Origin of the sequence: Kitasatospora sp. NPDC001603, from assembly GCF_040298365.1 — a bacterium.
Taxonomy (GTDB): Bacteria; Actinomycetota; Actinomycetes; order Streptomycetales; family Streptomycetaceae; genus Kitasatospora.
Genome location: NZ_JBEPAA010000013.1, coordinates 99,191 through 114,918, shown reverse-complemented (window position 1 = coordinate 114,918; position 15,728 = coordinate 99,191). Strand labels below are relative to the sequence as shown.

Genomic DNA, 15,728 nt, shown 5'->3' with positions numbered 1-15,728 from the left:
ACAGTCCGACGAGGGACCCGGCCGTCGCCCCTGCCGGGACGGCCGCCCGGCGGGTCCGGCGGCGACCGGGCGGACCTACCCACCGGTAATCTCCGCTGCCGAACCCCTGGACACCCGGGCGCACCTGGTCCACGCTTCAGCTCCATGACCCCTACGCCGGCCCCCCGGGGCTCCGTGCAGCCCGCCCTCCTCGACGCCGTCCTCGGCGTGGCCGAGGACATCGCGGCGCTGCTCCGCGACCGCCCCGACACCGGCCGGCCGATCCCGGGCGCGCTGTGGACCGTGGGCGAGGCGGCGGCCCATCTCGCCCTGGCCAACGGACTGATGGCCGAACTGGCCGCCGGTGAGCGGCGGACCTACGGCGACGGCACACCGGCCGGCCTGGCCGCCGCCAACGCGGCGTCCCTGGCCGCGTTCCCCGAACGGGACGCGGTCGTCCTCGCCGAGCAGATCGTCCGGCACGCCCGCGCCTTCACCGAGGCCTGTGCCGACCGGCCCGCGTCGACCGAGGTGCTGACCCCGCTCGGACCGATGGACCTGGCCACGCTGGCCTCGTACCTGATCACCCATATGCTCGGCCACGGGTACGACCTGGCCGTCGCGCTGCGGCGGCCGCACATGGTGGACCGTCACCGGGTGGCGCTGACCGTGCCGTTCCTGATGGCCGCCATGCCGCGGGTGGTCGACGGCCGCTCCGCCGCCGGTCACACCGCCTGCTACGACCTGCGGGTGCGCGGCGGCGCCCGCTTCACGGTGACCTTCCGCGACGGCGTGGCCGAGGTCTCCGCCGGCCCGGCCCGCCGACCGGACTGCACGATCCTCACCGAGCCGGTGGCCTTCCTGCTGCTCGCCCTCGGCCGGTGCGGCCCGTACGCGGTGCTGGCCCGGGGCAAGGTCCTCGCCTGGGGGCGCAGGCCGTGGCTCGCCCTCGGGTTCCCGCTGCTGTTCACCGCCCCCTGAGCGCCGCCTCGGGGCGTACGCCGCTCAGGGCAGCCGCCCCCAGCTGGTGACCAGGCCGGGCGAGAGGTCCGCGACGGTGCCCGTGGCGAGGGCCTCCCGCGCCTCGTCGAGGAGCCGGGCGTCGACGAGGCCGGTGGCGAGCATGGCCTCGCGGGTGCGGTCCCAGGTGTCCAGCCAGAACGCGGTGATCGGGGCGTCCGCGACCAGGGCGGGCACGAACACCTCCGCGCCGACCTCGGACAGTCCGAGGTCGCGCAGCAGCCGCGGACAGTCGGGGGTCCAGCTGATGTCCGTGCCGATGGACGTCCGCAGCGCCCGCCACATCGCCCGCATCGCGAGCCGGTACGGGGTGTCCGGCGGCGCGGCCGTGGTGAGGTCGACCGGGTCCCCGAGGACGAGGTACCCGCCCGGGACGAGGAGGTCCCGCAGGCGGGCCAGGACGCGGTGCCGTTCCGGCAGGTGCATCAGCACGAAGCGCGCGTGCACCAGGTCGAACCGGCCGCCGGGGTCGAAGTCGGGCGAGGAGACGTCCGCCGTGAGCGTCCGCAGCGCCCCGCCCGCGAACGGTTCGACGAAGCGGGTGTCCCGGTCGACGGCGAGGACCTCGCCGGCCCCGCCCGCCGTCGCCAGCCAGCGCGCGATCGTGCCGGTACCGGCTCCCACCTCGCAGCAGCGCACTCCCGCGCCGACCCCGAGGGCGCGCAGCCGGGCGCGGGTGACGTGGTCGTAGGCGAGGGAGCCGAGATCGATGCGTTCGCCCTCGCCGGGCTGCCAGGGCTCGAAGAGGGATTCGCCGTACCCGCCGTCGGCTCCGGCCGGGCCCGGCGCGACCGGGTCGGTGGACATCCGGTGTCCTCCCGTCATGCCGTCATGCCGTCGTGGCGCCGGGGGCGCCCCGGCACACCGCCGGCCCACCGGCCGTGACCGGGGCCGCGGATACCGCCGAGCCTAGCGAAGGGCGGCCGTCCCGTCGCCCGGGACGGGCCCGCCCCGGCCCGGTCTCCCCGCCCGGCCCCGTCCGCCGAATCCGGCTACGCTGAGCAAGGAGGCTCCGGGCCCGAGGCGGGGGTGTCGGCCACACCGTGCGGAGGTGCGAGGTGCCGGGAGAATCAGAGCCGCGGTGGCGGCGTGACGTCCTGCCCGCGGTCACCGCCGCGCTGCGGCGCTTCCCCTTCACCGTCGCCACCGCCGTGGTGGTCCTGGTGGTCGGGCTGGCCGTGGGCGGCCTGTGGGACGCGACGTCCGACCGGTCGTGGTACCCGACCGTCGCGTACGGCCTGCCCTCGTTCGAGAAGGGCCGCTGGTGGACCCTGGCCACCGGTCCGCTGTTCTGCTCGACACCGATCGACTACCTCCCGGTGCTCGTCGCCGTCGTGCTGCTCTGCGGCCTCGCCGAGGCGAGGCTCGGCACGCGCTGGACCGCCGCGGTGACGGTGGCCGGCCAGCTCGGCGCCGTCCTGCTGGCCGCCCTGCTGCTGTTCGCCCTCCGGCACACCGCGTGGACCTGGGCGAAGGACCTGGCCGGCACCGTCGACGTCGGCGTCTCGGCGGGCGCGCTCTGCGCGGGCGCGGTGGCCTCGGCGGCCCTCGCCTCGCCGTGGCGGCAGCGGCTGCGGCTGGCCCTGGCCGCCTACGCCGGCGTCTCGCTGCTGTACGTCGGAGGGCTCGACGACCTGGAGCACGCGCTGGCGGTCACCGGCGGCCTCGTGGCCACCCACTGGCTGCGGGTCCCGGGTGCGGCCCGGACCTCCGGCCGGCTCAGCCGCCGGGAGTGGCGGCTGCTCGCGGTGGCGGGCCTGGTCCTGATCGCGGCGATCCTGCTGGTCGTCTGGCTGGTACCGGGCAGCGGTCCGGTCGGGGAGACCAGGGGGCTGGGCGGACCGGGCTGGCAGGTGCTGCTCTCGGTGGCGCTGATCGCCCTGCTGGTCAACGGGCTGCGCCGGGGGCGCCGCACCGCCTGGTGCTGGACGGTGCTGCTCTGCGCGCTGAACGCGCTGCTGGGCCTGTTCGTGGCGGTCGCCTACGTGATCGGCAAGGCGCTCGACGAGCAGGTCACGGTCACCGGCGCGGCGGTGTTCGTCCCCACCTCGGTGGTGTGGACGGCCGAGCTGGTGGTGCTGATCGCCGGCCGGGAGGCGTTCCGGGCCAGGCGGCCGCGCGGCCGGGCCCGGGTGCCCGGTGCCGAGCCGGCGCCCGCAGCCGCGCCGGCGTCCGACGGGGACCCGCGCACCCGGGCCGCGGACCTGCTGGTCCACCGCGGCGGGGCGAACCTCTCCTGGATGACCACCTGGCCGGACAACTCCTACTTCTTCCCCGAGGGCGACGACGGGAGCTACATCGCCTACCGGGCCCACGCCGGCGTCGCGGTCGCGCTGGGCGATCCGGTGGGAGCACCGGACGACCGGGGCCGGACGATCACCCGCTTCGCCGAGATGTGCGACCGCGCGGGGCTGGTCCCGTGCCTGTTCTCCGCCACCGCCCGGGCCGCCGGGACCACCGACGCGCTGGGCTGGCGGTCCGTCCAGGTCGCCGAGGACACCGTGATCGACCTGCCGGACCTGGAGTTCCGCGGCAAGGCCTGGCAGGACGTGCGCACCGCCCTGAACCGCGCCAGGAAGGACGGCGTCGAGTACCGGCTCGGCGCCCTCGCCGAACAGCCGCGACCGGTGCTGGCCCAGGTCCGCGGCATCTCCGAGGAGTGGGTCGGTGACATGGGGCTGCCGGAGATGGGCTTCACGCTCGGCGGCGTGGAGGAGGCGATGGATCCGCGGATGCGGGTCGGCCTGGCGCTGGAGGGCGACGACCACCTCCACGGGGTGACCTCGTGGATGCCGGTGTACGGCCCGGACGGGGTGCCGCAGGGCTGGACCCTGGACATGATGCGCCGCCGCCGCGAGGGCTTCCGGCCGGTCGTCGAGTTCATGATCGCCTCCAGCTGCCTCGCCCTGCGCGACGACGGCGCGCACTACCTCTCGCTCTCCGGCGCGCCGCTGGCACGCACCGGCCCCGCCCACGCACCGACCGTGCTGGACCGGATCCTCGACCAGTTGGGCGCGGCCATGGAGCCGTACTACGGCTTCCGCTCGCTGCACTCCTTCAAGGCGAAGTTCCAGCCCCGCTACGAGCCGATGTTCCTGCTCTACCGCGACGAGGCCGACCTGCCCCGGATCGGGCTGGCCCTGCTGCGCTGCTACCTGCCCTCCGCCACGATGCGCGACCTGCTCAAGGTCCCCGCGCACCACGGCTGACGGGAACGGAACCGCCGTGCGGAGCGCATCGGTCCAGGTCGAGGTGGTCATCACCGTCCCCAACCACGGCGTCGGGCTCTGGATGCTCGGCGCGTTCGTGCTGACCTTCGCCGGGACCAGGGTGGTCACCCGGCTGATCAGGGCTGGCCGCGGACCGTTCCGCGACGTCGCGGTCGGCGGCACCCACGTGCACCACCAGGTGTACGGCATCCTCGCGATGCTGGTGGCGGGCGCCATCGAGTTCTCCTACCGGCCGGACAGTCCCGGGGCGCAGGTCCTGGCCGTGCTGTTCGGCGCCGGCGCCGCCCTGGCCGTGGACGAGTTCGCGCTCTGGCTGCACCTGGAGGACGTCTACTGGGCGAAGGAGGGCCGCAAGTCGGTCGACGCGGCGTTCCTCGCGGTGGCGGTCGGCCTGCTGCTGGTCGCCGGGTTCAACCCGTTCTCCGATGTGGGTCAGGGCACGGCCAACCACCTGGTCTTCGCCGCGCTGATGCTCGTCAACCTGGCGCTGTGCGTCGGCACGATCCTCAAGGGCAAGACGGCGCTCGGGGTGATCGGCCTGCTGGTGCCCCTGGTGGTCGGGCTGGTCGGCATCCTGCGGCTGGCCAAGCCGACCTCCCCCTGGGCCCGTTGGCGCTACCGCCCCGGCTCGCGCAAGGCCGAGCGCGCGCTGCGGCGCTACCCGCCCGACCGCCGGACCCGCCTCGACGCCCTGAAGGACTTCGTCGGCGGCACACCGCACCGCTGATCCCGCGCGGCTCCCGGCCGGGTCGGGCCCACCGCCCGGCCGGGTCGCCCCGGCGATCAGTCCAGCATGCGCTCGATGAGGTCGGCGGCGTGCCGGGTGCCGCCCTCGGCCCGGGCGCCGGCCCGCAGCCGCGCGGAGCGGCGGGCCACCTCCGGGTCGCCGACGAGCTCGGCCAGCGCCGTCCGCAGGGTCTGCGCCGTGGCGTCCTCGGTGTCGATCCGGCGGCCCACCCCCAGCTCCACCAGACGGTCCGCGTTCATGAACTGGTCGACGGCCTGCGGGACGGCGATCATCGGCACCCCGGCCAGCAGCCCCTCGCCGCAGCCGCCCATCCCGGCATGGGTGACGAAGGCGTCCGCCTGCGCCAGGATCGCCCGCTGGGGGACCCAGGGGTGCACCTCGACGTTGGACGGGACGGTGCCGAGGTCCCGCGGGTCGGTGTACTTCCCGATCTGCAGGACGACGTGCCAGCCCGGCAGGTCGCCGAAGGCCGCCAGGCACTGCCGGTAGAACTCCGGCCGCCGGGTGAACGCCGAACCCAGCGAGATCAGCAGGACCTTCTCGGCACCGGCGGGGCGGGTCCAGGCGTCCGCGTCCGCGCTCAGGTCGTAGCAGGGGCCGACGAAGGTCACCGCGTCCGCGTCGACCCGGTCGGCGTTCGGCTGCATCGCCCGCGTGATCAGGGCCAGGACCCGGACGGGGAGACCGGCGAAGGCGTCCACGTCGGTGGTGGTGGCGCCGCTCTCGGCCAGCCAGCGGGCGAACCTCGCCCGGTGGGCGGCGGCCCCCGGCAGCTCCCGCAGCTCGACCGCCTCCTCCTGGTGGTAGCCCTGCCAGGCCACGAAGGTCGGGGACAGCTGCACGACGGGGCGGCCCTGGGACTCGGCGAGGGCACGCGCCGCGTAGCCGCCGATGTCGTACAGGTAGAGGTCCGCCGGGTCGTCGTCATAGGCGGTGCGCAGCTGCGGGAGGGCCTGGACGGCGTTGTCGAGGAAGAGGTCCATCCCGGCGATCGGGTCGTCGGGCCAGCTCTGGTCACCGACCGGCAGCACGGAGGCGCAGGGGACCAGTTCGGCGCCGGTGGCCTCGATCAGCGCGGCGGCCGCCGGGTCGTTGGCGTAGGTCACCCGGTGGCCGCGGGCCACGAGTTCGCGGATGACCTCAAGGCTGGGCAGGACGTGGCTGACGGCGGGGACTCCGACCATCGCGATGTGGGCACGGCGACGGGACATGGGCGATCACTCGTTTCAGGTCTGCGGCGGGGAGGACACGGCAGACCCGTGCGCCCGGCCCGGCGCGGGAGAGCCCGCCGGCGGAGCGTCACTCGGGTCTGCGAGACGGGACGGGGGTCTGCCCCGTCCGGTCAGCCGTAGATCTGGTGGAAGCACATGTTCAGGACCCTAACCCGCAACCCGGCCGCCGCGCACGGCATTTACGGCGGCCCGGGCCACGGGCGGCCGGACCCCGGGCTGTCGGCGCCGGGCCGCGCCTCGACCTGACCCCGCGTCCGCTCGGCCGAGCGCGCGGGGCCTCACAGGGTGGCGGTGTCGATCACGAAGCGGTAGCGGACGTCGCTCCCGAGGACCCGCTCGTAGGCCTCGTTGATCTCGTCCGCGCCGATCAGCTCGATCTCGGCGCCGACGCCGTGCGCCGCGCAGAAGTCCAGCATCTCCTGGGTCTCGGCGATGCCCCCGATGCCCTCGCACTCCCGGCAGCTGTCGACCACGCAGCCGACGCCCACCCGGTCGCCGACCGCGAACCTCGTCACGCCGGGGCCGGTCTCCGCGACGGTGCCGGCGATCTCGTGGCCGGGCACCATCGGGAAGATCGCCGAACCCCAGCCCTCGCGGGCCTGGTGGATGTCGGAGTGGCAGATGCCGACGAAGGCGAGTCGATCAGCACGTCGTGCTCCCCCACCGGGCGGCGCTCGATGGTCGTCCTCGCCAGCGGGGCCTTGGCGGCGGGCGTGGCGCAGGCGGCAACGGTGATCACGGCGGACCTCCTGGCGACGGCGGACGGACAGACGGGGGACGGCCGGGCGCACGGACAGGCGGGCAGGCGGGCAGGCGGGCAGGCCTCCGGGGTGGACGGACCGGGCCCTCCGCTTTCCAGGATCGGCCCGTCGGCCGGTCCGCCGCCACCGATCGCCGGGACGGGCGGCCCGGCCCCGGTCGCCCGGGTCGCCGGCGGGTGCCGGACGCGTGGCAGGGCCGGCGGGCGGCGGGGAGAATGACCCGGAGGGTGGCCACAGGTGAGGAGGACCGACATGCAGGCCCACGGATCCGCGCAGCAGCCCACCACCGAGCTCGACGCCCGCTACAGCTCCGCGCTCCGGCCCCGTCCGGGCGCCGAGGAGGTCACGGCCACCCCGTGGGCCGAGGCCCGGCGCCGCTTGGAGGCCGCCGAGATCTTCTGGCTGTCGACGGTGCGGCCCGACGGCCGGCTGCACGTCACTCCGGTGATCGCCGCCTGGCACGAGGGGGTGCTGTACTTCTCCACCGGCCCGGACGAGCAGAAGGCCAGGAACCTCGCCCACGACGGGCACTGCGCGCTGACGACCGGGGGGAACTCACTCACCGAAGGCCTCGACCTGGTGATCGAGGGCACGGCCGAGCCGGTGACCGATCCGGCGGTGCTGGAAACGGTGATCACGGCGTACGAGTCGCAGTACGGCTCGCACATCACCTCGCCCGAGGGCACCTTCCACGGGATCGGGGACGCGTTCCGGAACGGGAGCGTGACGGTGTTCGCGGTGGCGCCGGTCACCGCGTACGGCTTCGGTCGGGACGACGGGGTCTACAGCCACACCCGGTGGACGTTCTGAGCGACGGCGGCCGCGGCCGGACGGGCCCCGACGAGCGCCGGGGCGTGGCGGGCCGGCCGAACCGACTCACCACGCCCCGGCGCCACCGGACTGCTCTCAGCCCTCCTGGGCGAGGCTCTTGATCTCCTCGTAGTCCATGCCGAGCCGGCTGAAGACCTGGATCTGCTGCTCGGGCATGCCGAGGCCGACCAGCTCCTTGACCTGGGCGTCGGTCAGCGGCTTGCCCGGGGTGCCGGGCCGGCCGGCGCCGGCGGGGGCACCGGGGCCACCGGCCTCACCGGCGGCGGCGCTCACGAGGGCGAGCGTCGCGTTCTGGATGTCCTTGTCGGTGATCTTCACCGCGTCGGCGGGCACCTGGACCGCCGGGGCGGAACTGTTGAACGCGAGCTTGACCGGGAAGGTGCTGCCCGGGCCGGCCTTGGGCTCCAGCTGCGCGAGGTCGAAGGTGGCCGAGGAGAAGGTGCCGCCCTTCAGGTACAGGTCGACGCCGATCCTGGTGTCGGCCAGGTCGTCCGGGACCTTGGTGGGGAGCTTGCCGAACTGCTCGGGGAGCTTCGCGGAGAGCGGCTTGAGCGCCTTCAGCAGCTCGTCGGTCAGCTGTCGGGCCGGGGCGCTCACCAGGAGGTGGTCGGCGCCGTCCTTCTTGCCCTTGTCGTCGAAGGTGACGGTCCGGGAGAAGACGTCCTTCAGCGAGACGGCCAGCCGCTCGGCGGTCTCCGGGTCCAGCGTGGGCCGGCCGGACGGGGCGGGGGTGCCGGCGTCGGCGGGCTTCTTGGCCGTGTCCGCGAGCTCCTGCAGGTCGAAGGCGACCCACTTGCCGGCCAGCACGTCCTTGACCGGGTTCAGCTCGGTGGGCAGGTCCTCGGCGACCGCGTCCACCTCCGCCGGGTCCTCGCCGACCAGCTTCACCAGGCCCTTGGCGTCGGCGCGCACGTACGCCTTGGCGTCGACCTGACGGAACTCCAGGAGCGCGGTGCCCTTCTTGTCGGCGAGCAGGTAGGAGACGCGCAGCGACTTGTCCGGCGTCACCTCCTTGCCGGCGCCCCGGGTGTTCTTGAAGGTGTCGAGGTCCTTGAACGGCTTGTCGGCGGCCATCGCGACCGAGATGCTCAGGCCGGAGAGCGCCTCGGCGGTCTTCTGCTCGACCTTGTCACCGGTGGCGTTGCCGAAGGCGACGATCTGCTCCGGCGAGGCGTCCACGGAGAAGGTGAGGCCGGCGGCCTTGCTGTCGCCGAGCTTGTCGAAGGCCTTGGTCACCTTCTGGGCGGCGGTGAGCTGCTCGACCGTGCCACAGGCGGTCAGGCCCGCAGCGAGGACGGAGGCACTGACGACGACGGGAACGGCGCCGCGCGCGGCCCGGCGGATAGCGGTGTTGATGGTACGTCTCCTGTGTGACGGGGCCTGGTGCGGGGGCAGGCCGATCCCTCCCTGTGGCAGGAAGCGCCACAGCGACGTCACATCTGATCACACAATCCGCAAGGGGGTGCGCCATTATTTTGGCATCTCTTGAACACCTGTCCGACACCCGGTCGTGAACGGCCTTGCGTGCCACCGCCGGTCGCGCACCGACGGCGCGTCCGAAAGACCTCGCCCCGCGCCGCCGGAGCGCGCCCTCCGTTCGTACCCGGTGGATCCTTCCTCGCCGTCAGGGCGTCGGCGGCGGCGCCGGTCGCGGGCGGCGCAGCTCGGCGTAGACCGACCAGAGCACCGAGACGGCGGGGACGGCGACCACCGCGCCGATCACCCCGGCCGCGATGCTGCCCGCGAGCACCGAGACCGCGACCACCACCGGGTGCAGGCTCACCGCCCGGCTCATCACCAGCGGGTGGAGCAGATGGCCCTCGATCTGACCGATCACCACGATCAGCAGCAGCACCACGATCGCGATCACCGGGCCGCGGGCGGCCAGCGCCACCAGGGCGGCGACCAGCATCGCGATCGGGGAGCCGACCAGCGGGACGAACGAGGCGAGGAACTCCAGCACCGTCAGGGGCAGGGCGAGCGGCACGTCGAGGAGGAACAGCGAGATGCCGACCATGATCGCGTTGCTCGCCGCGACGACGAAGATGCCCCGGGTGTAGCCGGCGAAGGTCCGCCAGGCCACCCGCCCGCCCCGGTCGAGGTGGTCGGCGGCGGCCGGCGGCAGCTGGGCGGCGGTCCAGCCCCACATCCGCTCGCCGGAGTGCAGGAAGAACACCGACATGAAGAGCGCGAGCGCCGCGCCCGTCCCGATCTCGACCGCCCGGTGGGCGCCGTTGACGACCGTGCTGATCAGCGTCGCGCGGTGCTTGGCGGCGAAGTCGGAGACCTTCTGCTTGAGGTCGTCGAAGGACGTCGGCTCCAGGTGGAGGGGCGGTCCCTTCAGCAGCTTCTCCAGCCGGTCCAGGCCGCCCTGGAACTCCCTGGCGAGGCGTGACACGTCGTCCGCCACGTTCTCGCCGATCAGCGCGAGCAGGCCGGCCGGCAGCAGCAGCGCCACCGCCAGGCCGATCAGGACGGCGAGCGGGCGGGGTACCGCGCGGGCCGCCAGATCGACCAGCGGGCGGATCACCGAGGTGATCACCAGGGCGAGGAAGGCGGCCAGCGTGATCAGGTGGAACTGCCCCAGCACCGTGAGCACCAGGTACGCGGCCACCGCGACGACCAGCAGCCGCCAGGCGTAGTCGGAGAGCCGGCGCAGCCCCGGGCCCGCGCCGGGGGCGGCCGCCGCGGGAGCCGGCCTTCTGCGCGGGCCGGGCCGTCTCACCCGCATGCCGCACCGCCGGCCGCCGCGCCTGCCGGCGCGGCACCACGCGCGGGTGGGCGGCCGCCCGGCGTCGGGGGCCGGCGGTGGGACCGGGGGCTACGGGGGTGCGCAGGCGACATGGATCATGGATAGCGGGTGGGACGCCGCCCGGGCGGTTCCCGCGCCGACGGAGCGGGTGGCCGGGCGGCAAGCGGGTGGCCGGTGCGGGGTCGGTGGGCGGTGCGGGGTCAGTGGCCGGTGCGGGGTCAGTGGCCGGTGCGGGGTCGGTGGGCGGTGCGGGGTCAGTGGCCGGTGCGAGGTCGGTGGGCGGTGCGGGCCCGGCGCAGCAGGTAGAGCGCGGAGGCGGCGGCGAGGACGGCCATGCAGGCGGCGAAGACCAGGCCGGCGTCGGCCAGGCCGAGCGGTTCGGCGAGCAGGCCGACTCCGATGACCGGGATCGAGATGCCGAAGTAGGCGACCACGAAGAGCGCCGAGAGCGCGCCGCCGCGGTGCTCGGCGGGAGCGGCGGCGGCGATCTCGCCCACCGCGCCGCGCAGGCCCATGCCCTGGCCGGCGCCGCCCACCAGGGCGCTGAGCACCAGCGGCGGGAGGGTGGTCCGGGCGAGCGAGGCGGCCAGCAGGGCCAGCCCGGCGATGAGCACCAGGCAGCCGAGCGGGATCGCCCGTGCCGTACCCAGGCGGGGCACCAGGAGCTGGCCGAGGGTGGAGGCGAAGAAGGCCGTGAAGACGATCAGGCCGACGACCGCCGAGTTGTGGACGTCCAGGCTCTCGGCGAGGAAGGCGGGGCTGACCGAGGTGAAGACGCCCAGCAGGGCGAAGCCGGCGAAGGCGGCGATCCCGGCCGGCACGAACACCCCCCGGACCTCCGGTGGCAGCGACGGCCGGTGCGGCCGGGCGGTGCGCAGCGGCCGGGCCCCGTCGACCGTCTCCGGGAGGAACCAGAGGACCGCGAACGAAGCGGCGAGCAGCACCAGGTGCACGACGAACGGCAGCACCAGCGGCCCGGGCGCGTACTCGGCGAGCAGTCCCGACAGCAGGGGGCCGCAGCCGAGGCCGCCCATGTTGGCGGCGGTCGCCACGAAGCCCGCCCTGGCCTCGCGCCCCGGTGGGGCGAGTTCCAGCACGTACGCGGTGGCCGTCCCGGTGAACAGACCCGCCGACAGGCCGGACAGCAGCCGCCCCAGGCAGAGCAGCGGCAGACCGCCCTCCGCCAGGAAGGCGACGGCGCTGCAGGCCGCGAGCGCCAGCCCGGCGAGCAGCACGGGCCGGCGGCCGACGGAGTCGGAGACGTTGCCGACGAGCAGCAGGACACCGATCACGCCGAACGCGTAGACGGCGAAGACGACCGTCACCATCAGCTCGGAGAAGCCGAGCTCCGCCTGGTAGCGCCCGTACAGCGGGGTGGGCAGCGTGGTGCCCGCCATGCAGACGGCGAAGGCGGCGGCAGCCCCGAGGTAGCCCAGCCGTCCGGCGGCCGGCCGCGTGATCCGACGATCGGTCATCCGCCCACGCTAGGCACCGGGTCGGCGACGCGCGGGCCGGGCTGCGCCGAATGGCCGTGGCCCTCCGCAGGAGGAGGGTGCGGGCTCAGGGCGTCACGGCGGGACGCGGCACGGATTCGGCGTGCCGCCCGGCCGCCGGTAGCGGTCGTCACGGTGGCCGGGCTCTGAGCCGTGGCGGGACGGGCCCGGACGGCGAGGAGTGGGGGTACCCGCCGCCCGGGTCACGCTCTTCCCACCCGGTCCTCTTCTCACCCGGATCCGGCCGGACAAACCACCCGGTTCCCGGCGCGCCCCCAGGGGCGTTCCCGATCGCGACACGGCGGGGCCGAGGCTGCCTCCGCTCCGGACGGCCTGGTACAACGGGACGGCCGGCCCAGGGCGTCAGAGCCGTCCGCACGCCGGGCCGGACCGACCGGCTCCGGCCGGCGTCACCCACGTGCCCACCGAACGCATCGTGCCCCGGGGAGCAGTAGTCCATGAGGATCCACCTGACCAGCGTCTTCGTCGACGACCAGGCCGAGGCCCTGCGTTTCTACACCGAGGTGCTGGGCTTCGTGACGAAGCACGACGTCCCGCTCGGCCAGGACCGGTGGCTGACCGTCGTCTCGGCGGAGGATCCGGGCGGCACGGAGCTCCTGCTGGAGCCCAGCGGCCACCCCGCGGTGGGGCCGTACCGGAGGGCGCTGGTCGAGGACGGCATCCCGGCCGCCTCGTTCGCCGTGGACGACGTGCCCGCCGAGTACGAGCGGCTGCGCGCGCTCGGGGTCCGCTTCACCCAGGAGCCGCGTGAGATGGGTCCGGTGACCACGGCGGTGCTGGACGACACCTGCGGCAACCTGATCCAGCTCGTGCACGGCGGGTAGGAGCGGTCACGGCGGCGGGCGGCCTCAGGGAGCCGCCCGCGGGGTGGGCCCGTGCGTCGGACGGTGACGGGCCCGGCCGAACCGGCCGGAACCGCTCCCCCGCCCGTGGGAGCGATCTCGTGGGATCGAGGCGATCACCGGCGGTTGCGTCTCACACCCGCCTCGTCGCGTCACACCCGCCTCGGGCGCCCCGCGGGGCGGCCGAGGGCGCCCACCGCCGCGCCGGCGGCCGTGGCGGCGAGGGCCCAGAGGAAGGCCTGGTCCGAGGCGTCCGACCAGGCCGCCAGCCGGTGGGCCGCCCAGTGGACGTAGGGGATCAGCGCCACCGCGGCGGCCCCGGAGCCGAGGACGGCCAGGACGGGAACCGCGCGGCCGGTCGGCGCGGGGCCGCGCCGCAGGAACCACAGCATCGGCAGCAGGCCCACCGTCAGCACACTCGCCGGCAGCACCCCTGGCACCTTCGGAACCAGCTCGCCGCCGCAGAGGTACGCCGCGAGGCGGACCCAGAGGAGGCAGATTCCCTGACGGAGCAGCAGCTCGCGCGACCGCCCGGCCGGTCCGGCGGCGACCAGCAGCCGGGCGCCCGTGGCCGCCAGCACGCCGGCGAAACCGGCGGTCAGCGCCACGGGCAGGCCCAGCGCCGGACGGCGGGGCTGCTCGGGGACGACGATCGTCTGGTGGGCGGGGTAACTCCGGCGCGACCAGGTGCCGTCGGGGGTGCCGCGCACCAGTCCACCGTCCGGGTAGTGGGCCAGCACCGCCCAGCCCTCCGGCGCGGGGACGATGAACAGGTCGGCGGGGTACCCGGCGCGGCCCCCGGTCGGTTCCGCGCCGGGGGACGGCACGGCGGGGGACGGCACGGCGGGGGACGGCACGGCGGGGTCGACCGGTGCCCCGTCCACGCCGGTGGGTGACGGAGTCGGGGGCGGGAGCGGCTCGTCGCGCCACGGCGGACCGGGGTCGAACGCGGCCCGCCAGGTCCGGCCGCCGTCCTCGCTGATCTCGATCGGCGAGGTGGAGTCGAGCAGTCGGAAGCACGGCCCCGGCTCGCCCTCCAGGCAGTGGCCGTCCTGCGGCCGGCTGTTCCGCCGGGACTTCTCGACGTCACCGGACCGCTTCTCCTCCGTCCAGGTCGCGCCGCCGTCCTGCGACGCCCACCGGCCGGCTTCGGTGTCCAGGATCGCCCGCGCCCCGGCGTGCCAGAGGACGGGCCGCGGCGGCTCCGCGATCTCGGAGGTGGCCACCATGGCGACCACGGCCAGCGGCACGCCCAGCAGCGCCGCCCACCGCCGGGGCCGCCGCCTCGCCCGCGACCGCCTCCACAGCCACCAGGAGACGCCCAGCGCCGGCAGGGCCAGCAGGTCGCTCCGGTCCCCCTGGATCCGGCTCGGTACGCCGCTCCACGACCAGACGGTCGAGGCGAGTTCGCCACCGGCCTCGCCGGACTTCGCGACGGTGAACATCACCGCCGTGACCACCAGCCCGGCGATCGCCGGGCGGTCACCGCGCAGGCGCAGCAGCGGCGTCAGCAGGAGGGCCAGGACCACCGGCGAGACCAGCATCCACGCCAGGTCGCTGACCTTCCCGGTGACCGCACCCGGCCAGAGCCGTTTGGCGACATGGTCGTTGACCAGCAGCACCAGCACGGCGCCCGACGTCCCCGGGTGCCCCGCCCAGCGGACGACCGGCCGGACCAATCCCCACTCCCCCGTCCCGCGCATTCCACGAGCCTCCCCCGCCCGTGACACGGGCACGCCCCGCACCGTGTTCCGAACCGGGCACGGGTGTATGACGGAGCGTCAGGTTCCGGAAGCCGGTGGCGCCCGGCGCCGGTCGCCACCGGTCCCCGGGCTACCGCGGGGGGCGCTCCAGGACCAGGCGGATCTCGGTGACCTCGTACCCGGCACGATCGAACGCGGCGGCCATCGGGACGTTGACGGTGTCGGTGGTCGCGGTGATCCGCTCGGCGCCCGCCGCCGCGTGGAAGCGGGTGATCTCGGCCAGGATCTCGTCGATCAGGCCCCGGCCGCGCTGCTCCGGCACGACGCCCAGGTAGCCGACGTTGCGGTGGTAGGGCGTCGCGGAGGGGATCGCCATCCCGGCCGGCGTGCCGTCCGGGAGCTCGGCCAGCCGCCACCACGAGCGCTCGCCGGGGCAGCTCAGGTAGAACTCGAAGTCCTCCCGGGCCAGTTGCCCGGCGTCCATGGTGAGCAGCTCGTTCTGCGTCGCCAGGTCGAGGCTGTCCTGCGAGAGGCGCACGAAGGCCTCCAGGAACTCCTCGTCGGTGCCCTCGCGGAAGACCAGCCGCCCGGTCGGTTCGGCGGTCCCGCGCCGCGGGGTCCACTCGTAGCGGAGCCGCTCGATCTCCCGGGTCAGACCGGCCCGCTCCGCCGCCTGCCGGCGCCAGGCGACCGCCTCGGCCAGCTCGGGCTCCGCCCGCCAGCCGCGCGGCAGCGAGATGTTGTAGCCGGGACGGTTCCCGAAGGCGGCGTGGCCGGCCTCCAGCAGGGCGGTGGCGACAGCGGCCGGATCGGCCACCCCCGCGCGGACCTGGAGGCAGTCCAGCGCGATCGGGCGCTCGCTGTCGGAACGGCCCCACCACAGGGCGCGGGCCAGGATCCCGCCGTCCTCGTCCTGGGCGACCCAGACCCACTCGGGGCGGATCCGGTTCTCGGCGAGCTCCTCGCGGACCTTCTCGGCGGTCAGGGCGGGGACGGGCCCGTCGGCCGGGTAGGCGACGGCACGGTCCAGGACGGAGGGGTCTGCGGTAGCAGCACGGAAGATCATCCGGAGATGATCACACAAGCCCGACCGCCCCGGCCGCCTCCGTCCGGCGG

Annotated in this window: 12 protein-coding genes and 1 pseudogene; 5 read left to right on the top strand and 8 right to left on the bottom strand. The window is 75.0% G+C overall.

Going from position 1 to position 15,728, the window contains the following annotated elements; translation table 11 throughout:
• The first annotated feature begins 144 nt into the window (after positions 1-144).
• Positions 145-960, top strand: a complete 816-nt coding sequence (locus ABT263_RS11740; RefSeq protein WP_352290192.1) for a maleylpyruvate isomerase family mycothiol-dependent enzyme — start codon at positions 145-147, stop codon at positions 958-960.
• Between the two features lie 24 nt (positions 961-984).
• Here ABT263_RS11740 and ABT263_RS11735 read toward each other — a convergent pair whose 3' ends face one another.
• Positions 985-1,806, bottom strand: a complete 822-nt coding sequence (locus tag ABT263_RS11735) for a class I SAM-dependent methyltransferase (RefSeq protein ID WP_352290190.1) — start codon at positions 1,804-1,806, stop codon at positions 985-987.
• 251 nt (positions 1,807-2,057) lie between these two features.
• On the opposite strand from ABT263_RS11735, the gene ABT263_RS11730 reads away from it, so the two are divergent.
• Positions 2,058-4,208, top strand: coding sequence for a bifunctional lysylphosphatidylglycerol flippase/synthetase MprF (locus tag ABT263_RS11730; protein ID WP_352290188.1), 2,151 nt, complete (start codon positions 2,058-2,060; stop codon positions 4,206-4,208).
• 16 nt (positions 4,209-4,224) lie between these two features.
• Positions 4,225-4,956: a hypothetical protein gene (locus tag ABT263_RS11725; protein WP_329491570.1), complete on the top strand. Its 732-nt coding sequence runs from the start codon at positions 4,225-4,227 to the stop codon at positions 4,954-4,956.
• Between the two features lie 56 nt (positions 4,957-5,012).
• On the opposite strand, the gene ABT263_RS11720 is transcribed toward ABT263_RS11725, so the two are convergent.
• A complete protein-coding gene (locus ABT263_RS11720; RefSeq protein ID WP_352290186.1) occupies positions 5,013-6,188 on the bottom strand; it encodes a macrolide family glycosyltransferase in 1,176 nt (391 codons plus the stop codon).
• Between the two features lie 299 nt (positions 6,189-6,487).
• Positions 6,488-6,948: pseudogene (locus ABT263_RS11715) on the bottom strand (alcohol dehydrogenase catalytic domain-containing protein).
• A 274-nt stretch (positions 6,949-7,222) separates the two neighbouring features.
• Here ABT263_RS11715 and ABT263_RS11710 point away from each other — a divergent pair.
• On the top strand, positions 7,223-7,780 hold the full coding sequence (locus ABT263_RS11710; protein WP_352290184.1) for a pyridoxamine 5'-phosphate oxidase family protein: 558 nt from the start codon (positions 7,223-7,225) through the stop codon (positions 7,778-7,780).
• 96 nt (positions 7,781-7,876) lie between these two features.
• On the opposite strand, the gene ABT263_RS11705 is transcribed toward ABT263_RS11710, so the two are convergent.
• From ABT263_RS11705 to ABT263_RS11695, 3 genes are all read right to left on the bottom strand, one after another.
• Positions 7,877-9,238 (bottom strand): hypothetical protein, encoded by a 1,362-nt coding sequence (locus ABT263_RS11705; protein ID WP_352290182.1) that lies wholly within the window; start codon positions 9,236-9,238, stop codon positions 7,877-7,879.
• 187 nt (positions 9,239-9,425) lie between these two features.
• The gene (locus ABT263_RS11700) at positions 9,426-10,532 is read right to left on the bottom strand and encodes an AI-2E family transporter (RefSeq protein ID WP_352290180.1); all 1,107 of its coding nucleotides are present in this window, start codon (positions 10,530-10,532) and stop codon (positions 9,426-9,428) included.
• Between the two features lie 275 nt (positions 10,533-10,807).
• Positions 10,808-12,028 carry an MFS transporter gene (locus tag ABT263_RS11695; protein WP_352290178.1) on the bottom strand — a complete coding sequence of 407 codons (1,221 nt, stop codon included), beginning with the start codon at positions 12,026-12,028 and terminating at the stop codon, positions 10,808-10,810.
• A 476-nt stretch (positions 12,029-12,504) separates the two neighbouring features.
• Here ABT263_RS11695 and ABT263_RS11690 point away from each other — a divergent pair, with 476 nt between their 5' ends.
• A complete protein-coding gene (locus ABT263_RS11690) occupies positions 12,505-12,891 on the top strand; it encodes a VOC family protein (RefSeq protein ID WP_352290176.1) in 387 nt (128 codons plus the stop codon).
• A gap of 170 nt (positions 12,892-13,061) precedes the next feature.
• On the opposite strand, the gene ABT263_RS11685 is transcribed toward ABT263_RS11690, so the two are convergent.
• Positions 13,062-14,612, bottom strand: a complete 1,551-nt coding sequence (locus tag ABT263_RS11685; RefSeq protein WP_352290174.1) for a hypothetical protein — start codon at positions 14,610-14,612, stop codon at positions 13,062-13,064.
• Positions 14,613-14,742: 130 nt separating this feature from the next.
• The gene (locus ABT263_RS11680; protein WP_352290172.1) at positions 14,743-15,678 is read right to left on the bottom strand and encodes a GNAT family N-acetyltransferase; all 936 of its coding nucleotides are present in this window, start codon (positions 15,676-15,678) and stop codon (positions 14,743-14,745) included.
• Between the last annotated feature and the right edge of the window lie 50 nt (positions 15,679-15,728).

Bases quoted from the DNA above. Each gene is read 5' to 3' on its own strand.
- ABT263_RS11740 (WP_352290192.1), top strand. From the start codon at position 145: ATGACCCCTACGCCGGCCCCCCGGGGCTCCGTGCAGCCCGCCCTCCTC.
- ABT263_RS11735 (WP_352290190.1), bottom strand. From the start codon at position 1,806: ATGTCCACCGACCCGGTCGCGCCGGGCCCGGCCGGAGCCGACGGCGGG.
- ABT263_RS11720 (WP_352290186.1), bottom strand. From the start codon at position 6,188: ATGTCCCGTCGCCGTGCCCACATCGCGATGGTCGGAGTCCCCGCCGTC.
- ABT263_RS11710 (WP_352290184.1), top strand. From the start codon at position 7,223: ATGCAGGCCCACGGATCCGCGCAGCAGCCCACCACCGAGCTCGACGCC.
- ABT263_RS11700 (WP_352290180.1), bottom strand. From the start codon at position 10,532: ATGCGGGTGAGACGGCCCGGCCCGCGCAGAAGGCCGGCTCCCGCGGCG.
- ABT263_RS11695 (WP_352290178.1), bottom strand. From the start codon at position 12,028: ATGACCGATCGTCGGATCACGCGGCCGGCCGCCGGACGGCTGGGCTAC.
- ABT263_RS11690 (WP_352290176.1), top strand. From the start codon at position 12,505: ATGAGGATCCACCTGACCAGCGTCTTCGTCGACGACCAGGCCGAGGCC.
- ABT263_RS11685 (WP_352290174.1), bottom strand. From the start codon at position 14,612: ATGCGCGGGACGGGGGAGTGGGGATTGGTCCGGCCGGTCGTCCGCTGG.
- ABT263_RS11680 (WP_352290172.1), bottom strand. From the start codon at position 15,678: ATGATCTTCCGTGCTGCTACCGCAGACCCCTCCGTCCTGGACCGTGCC.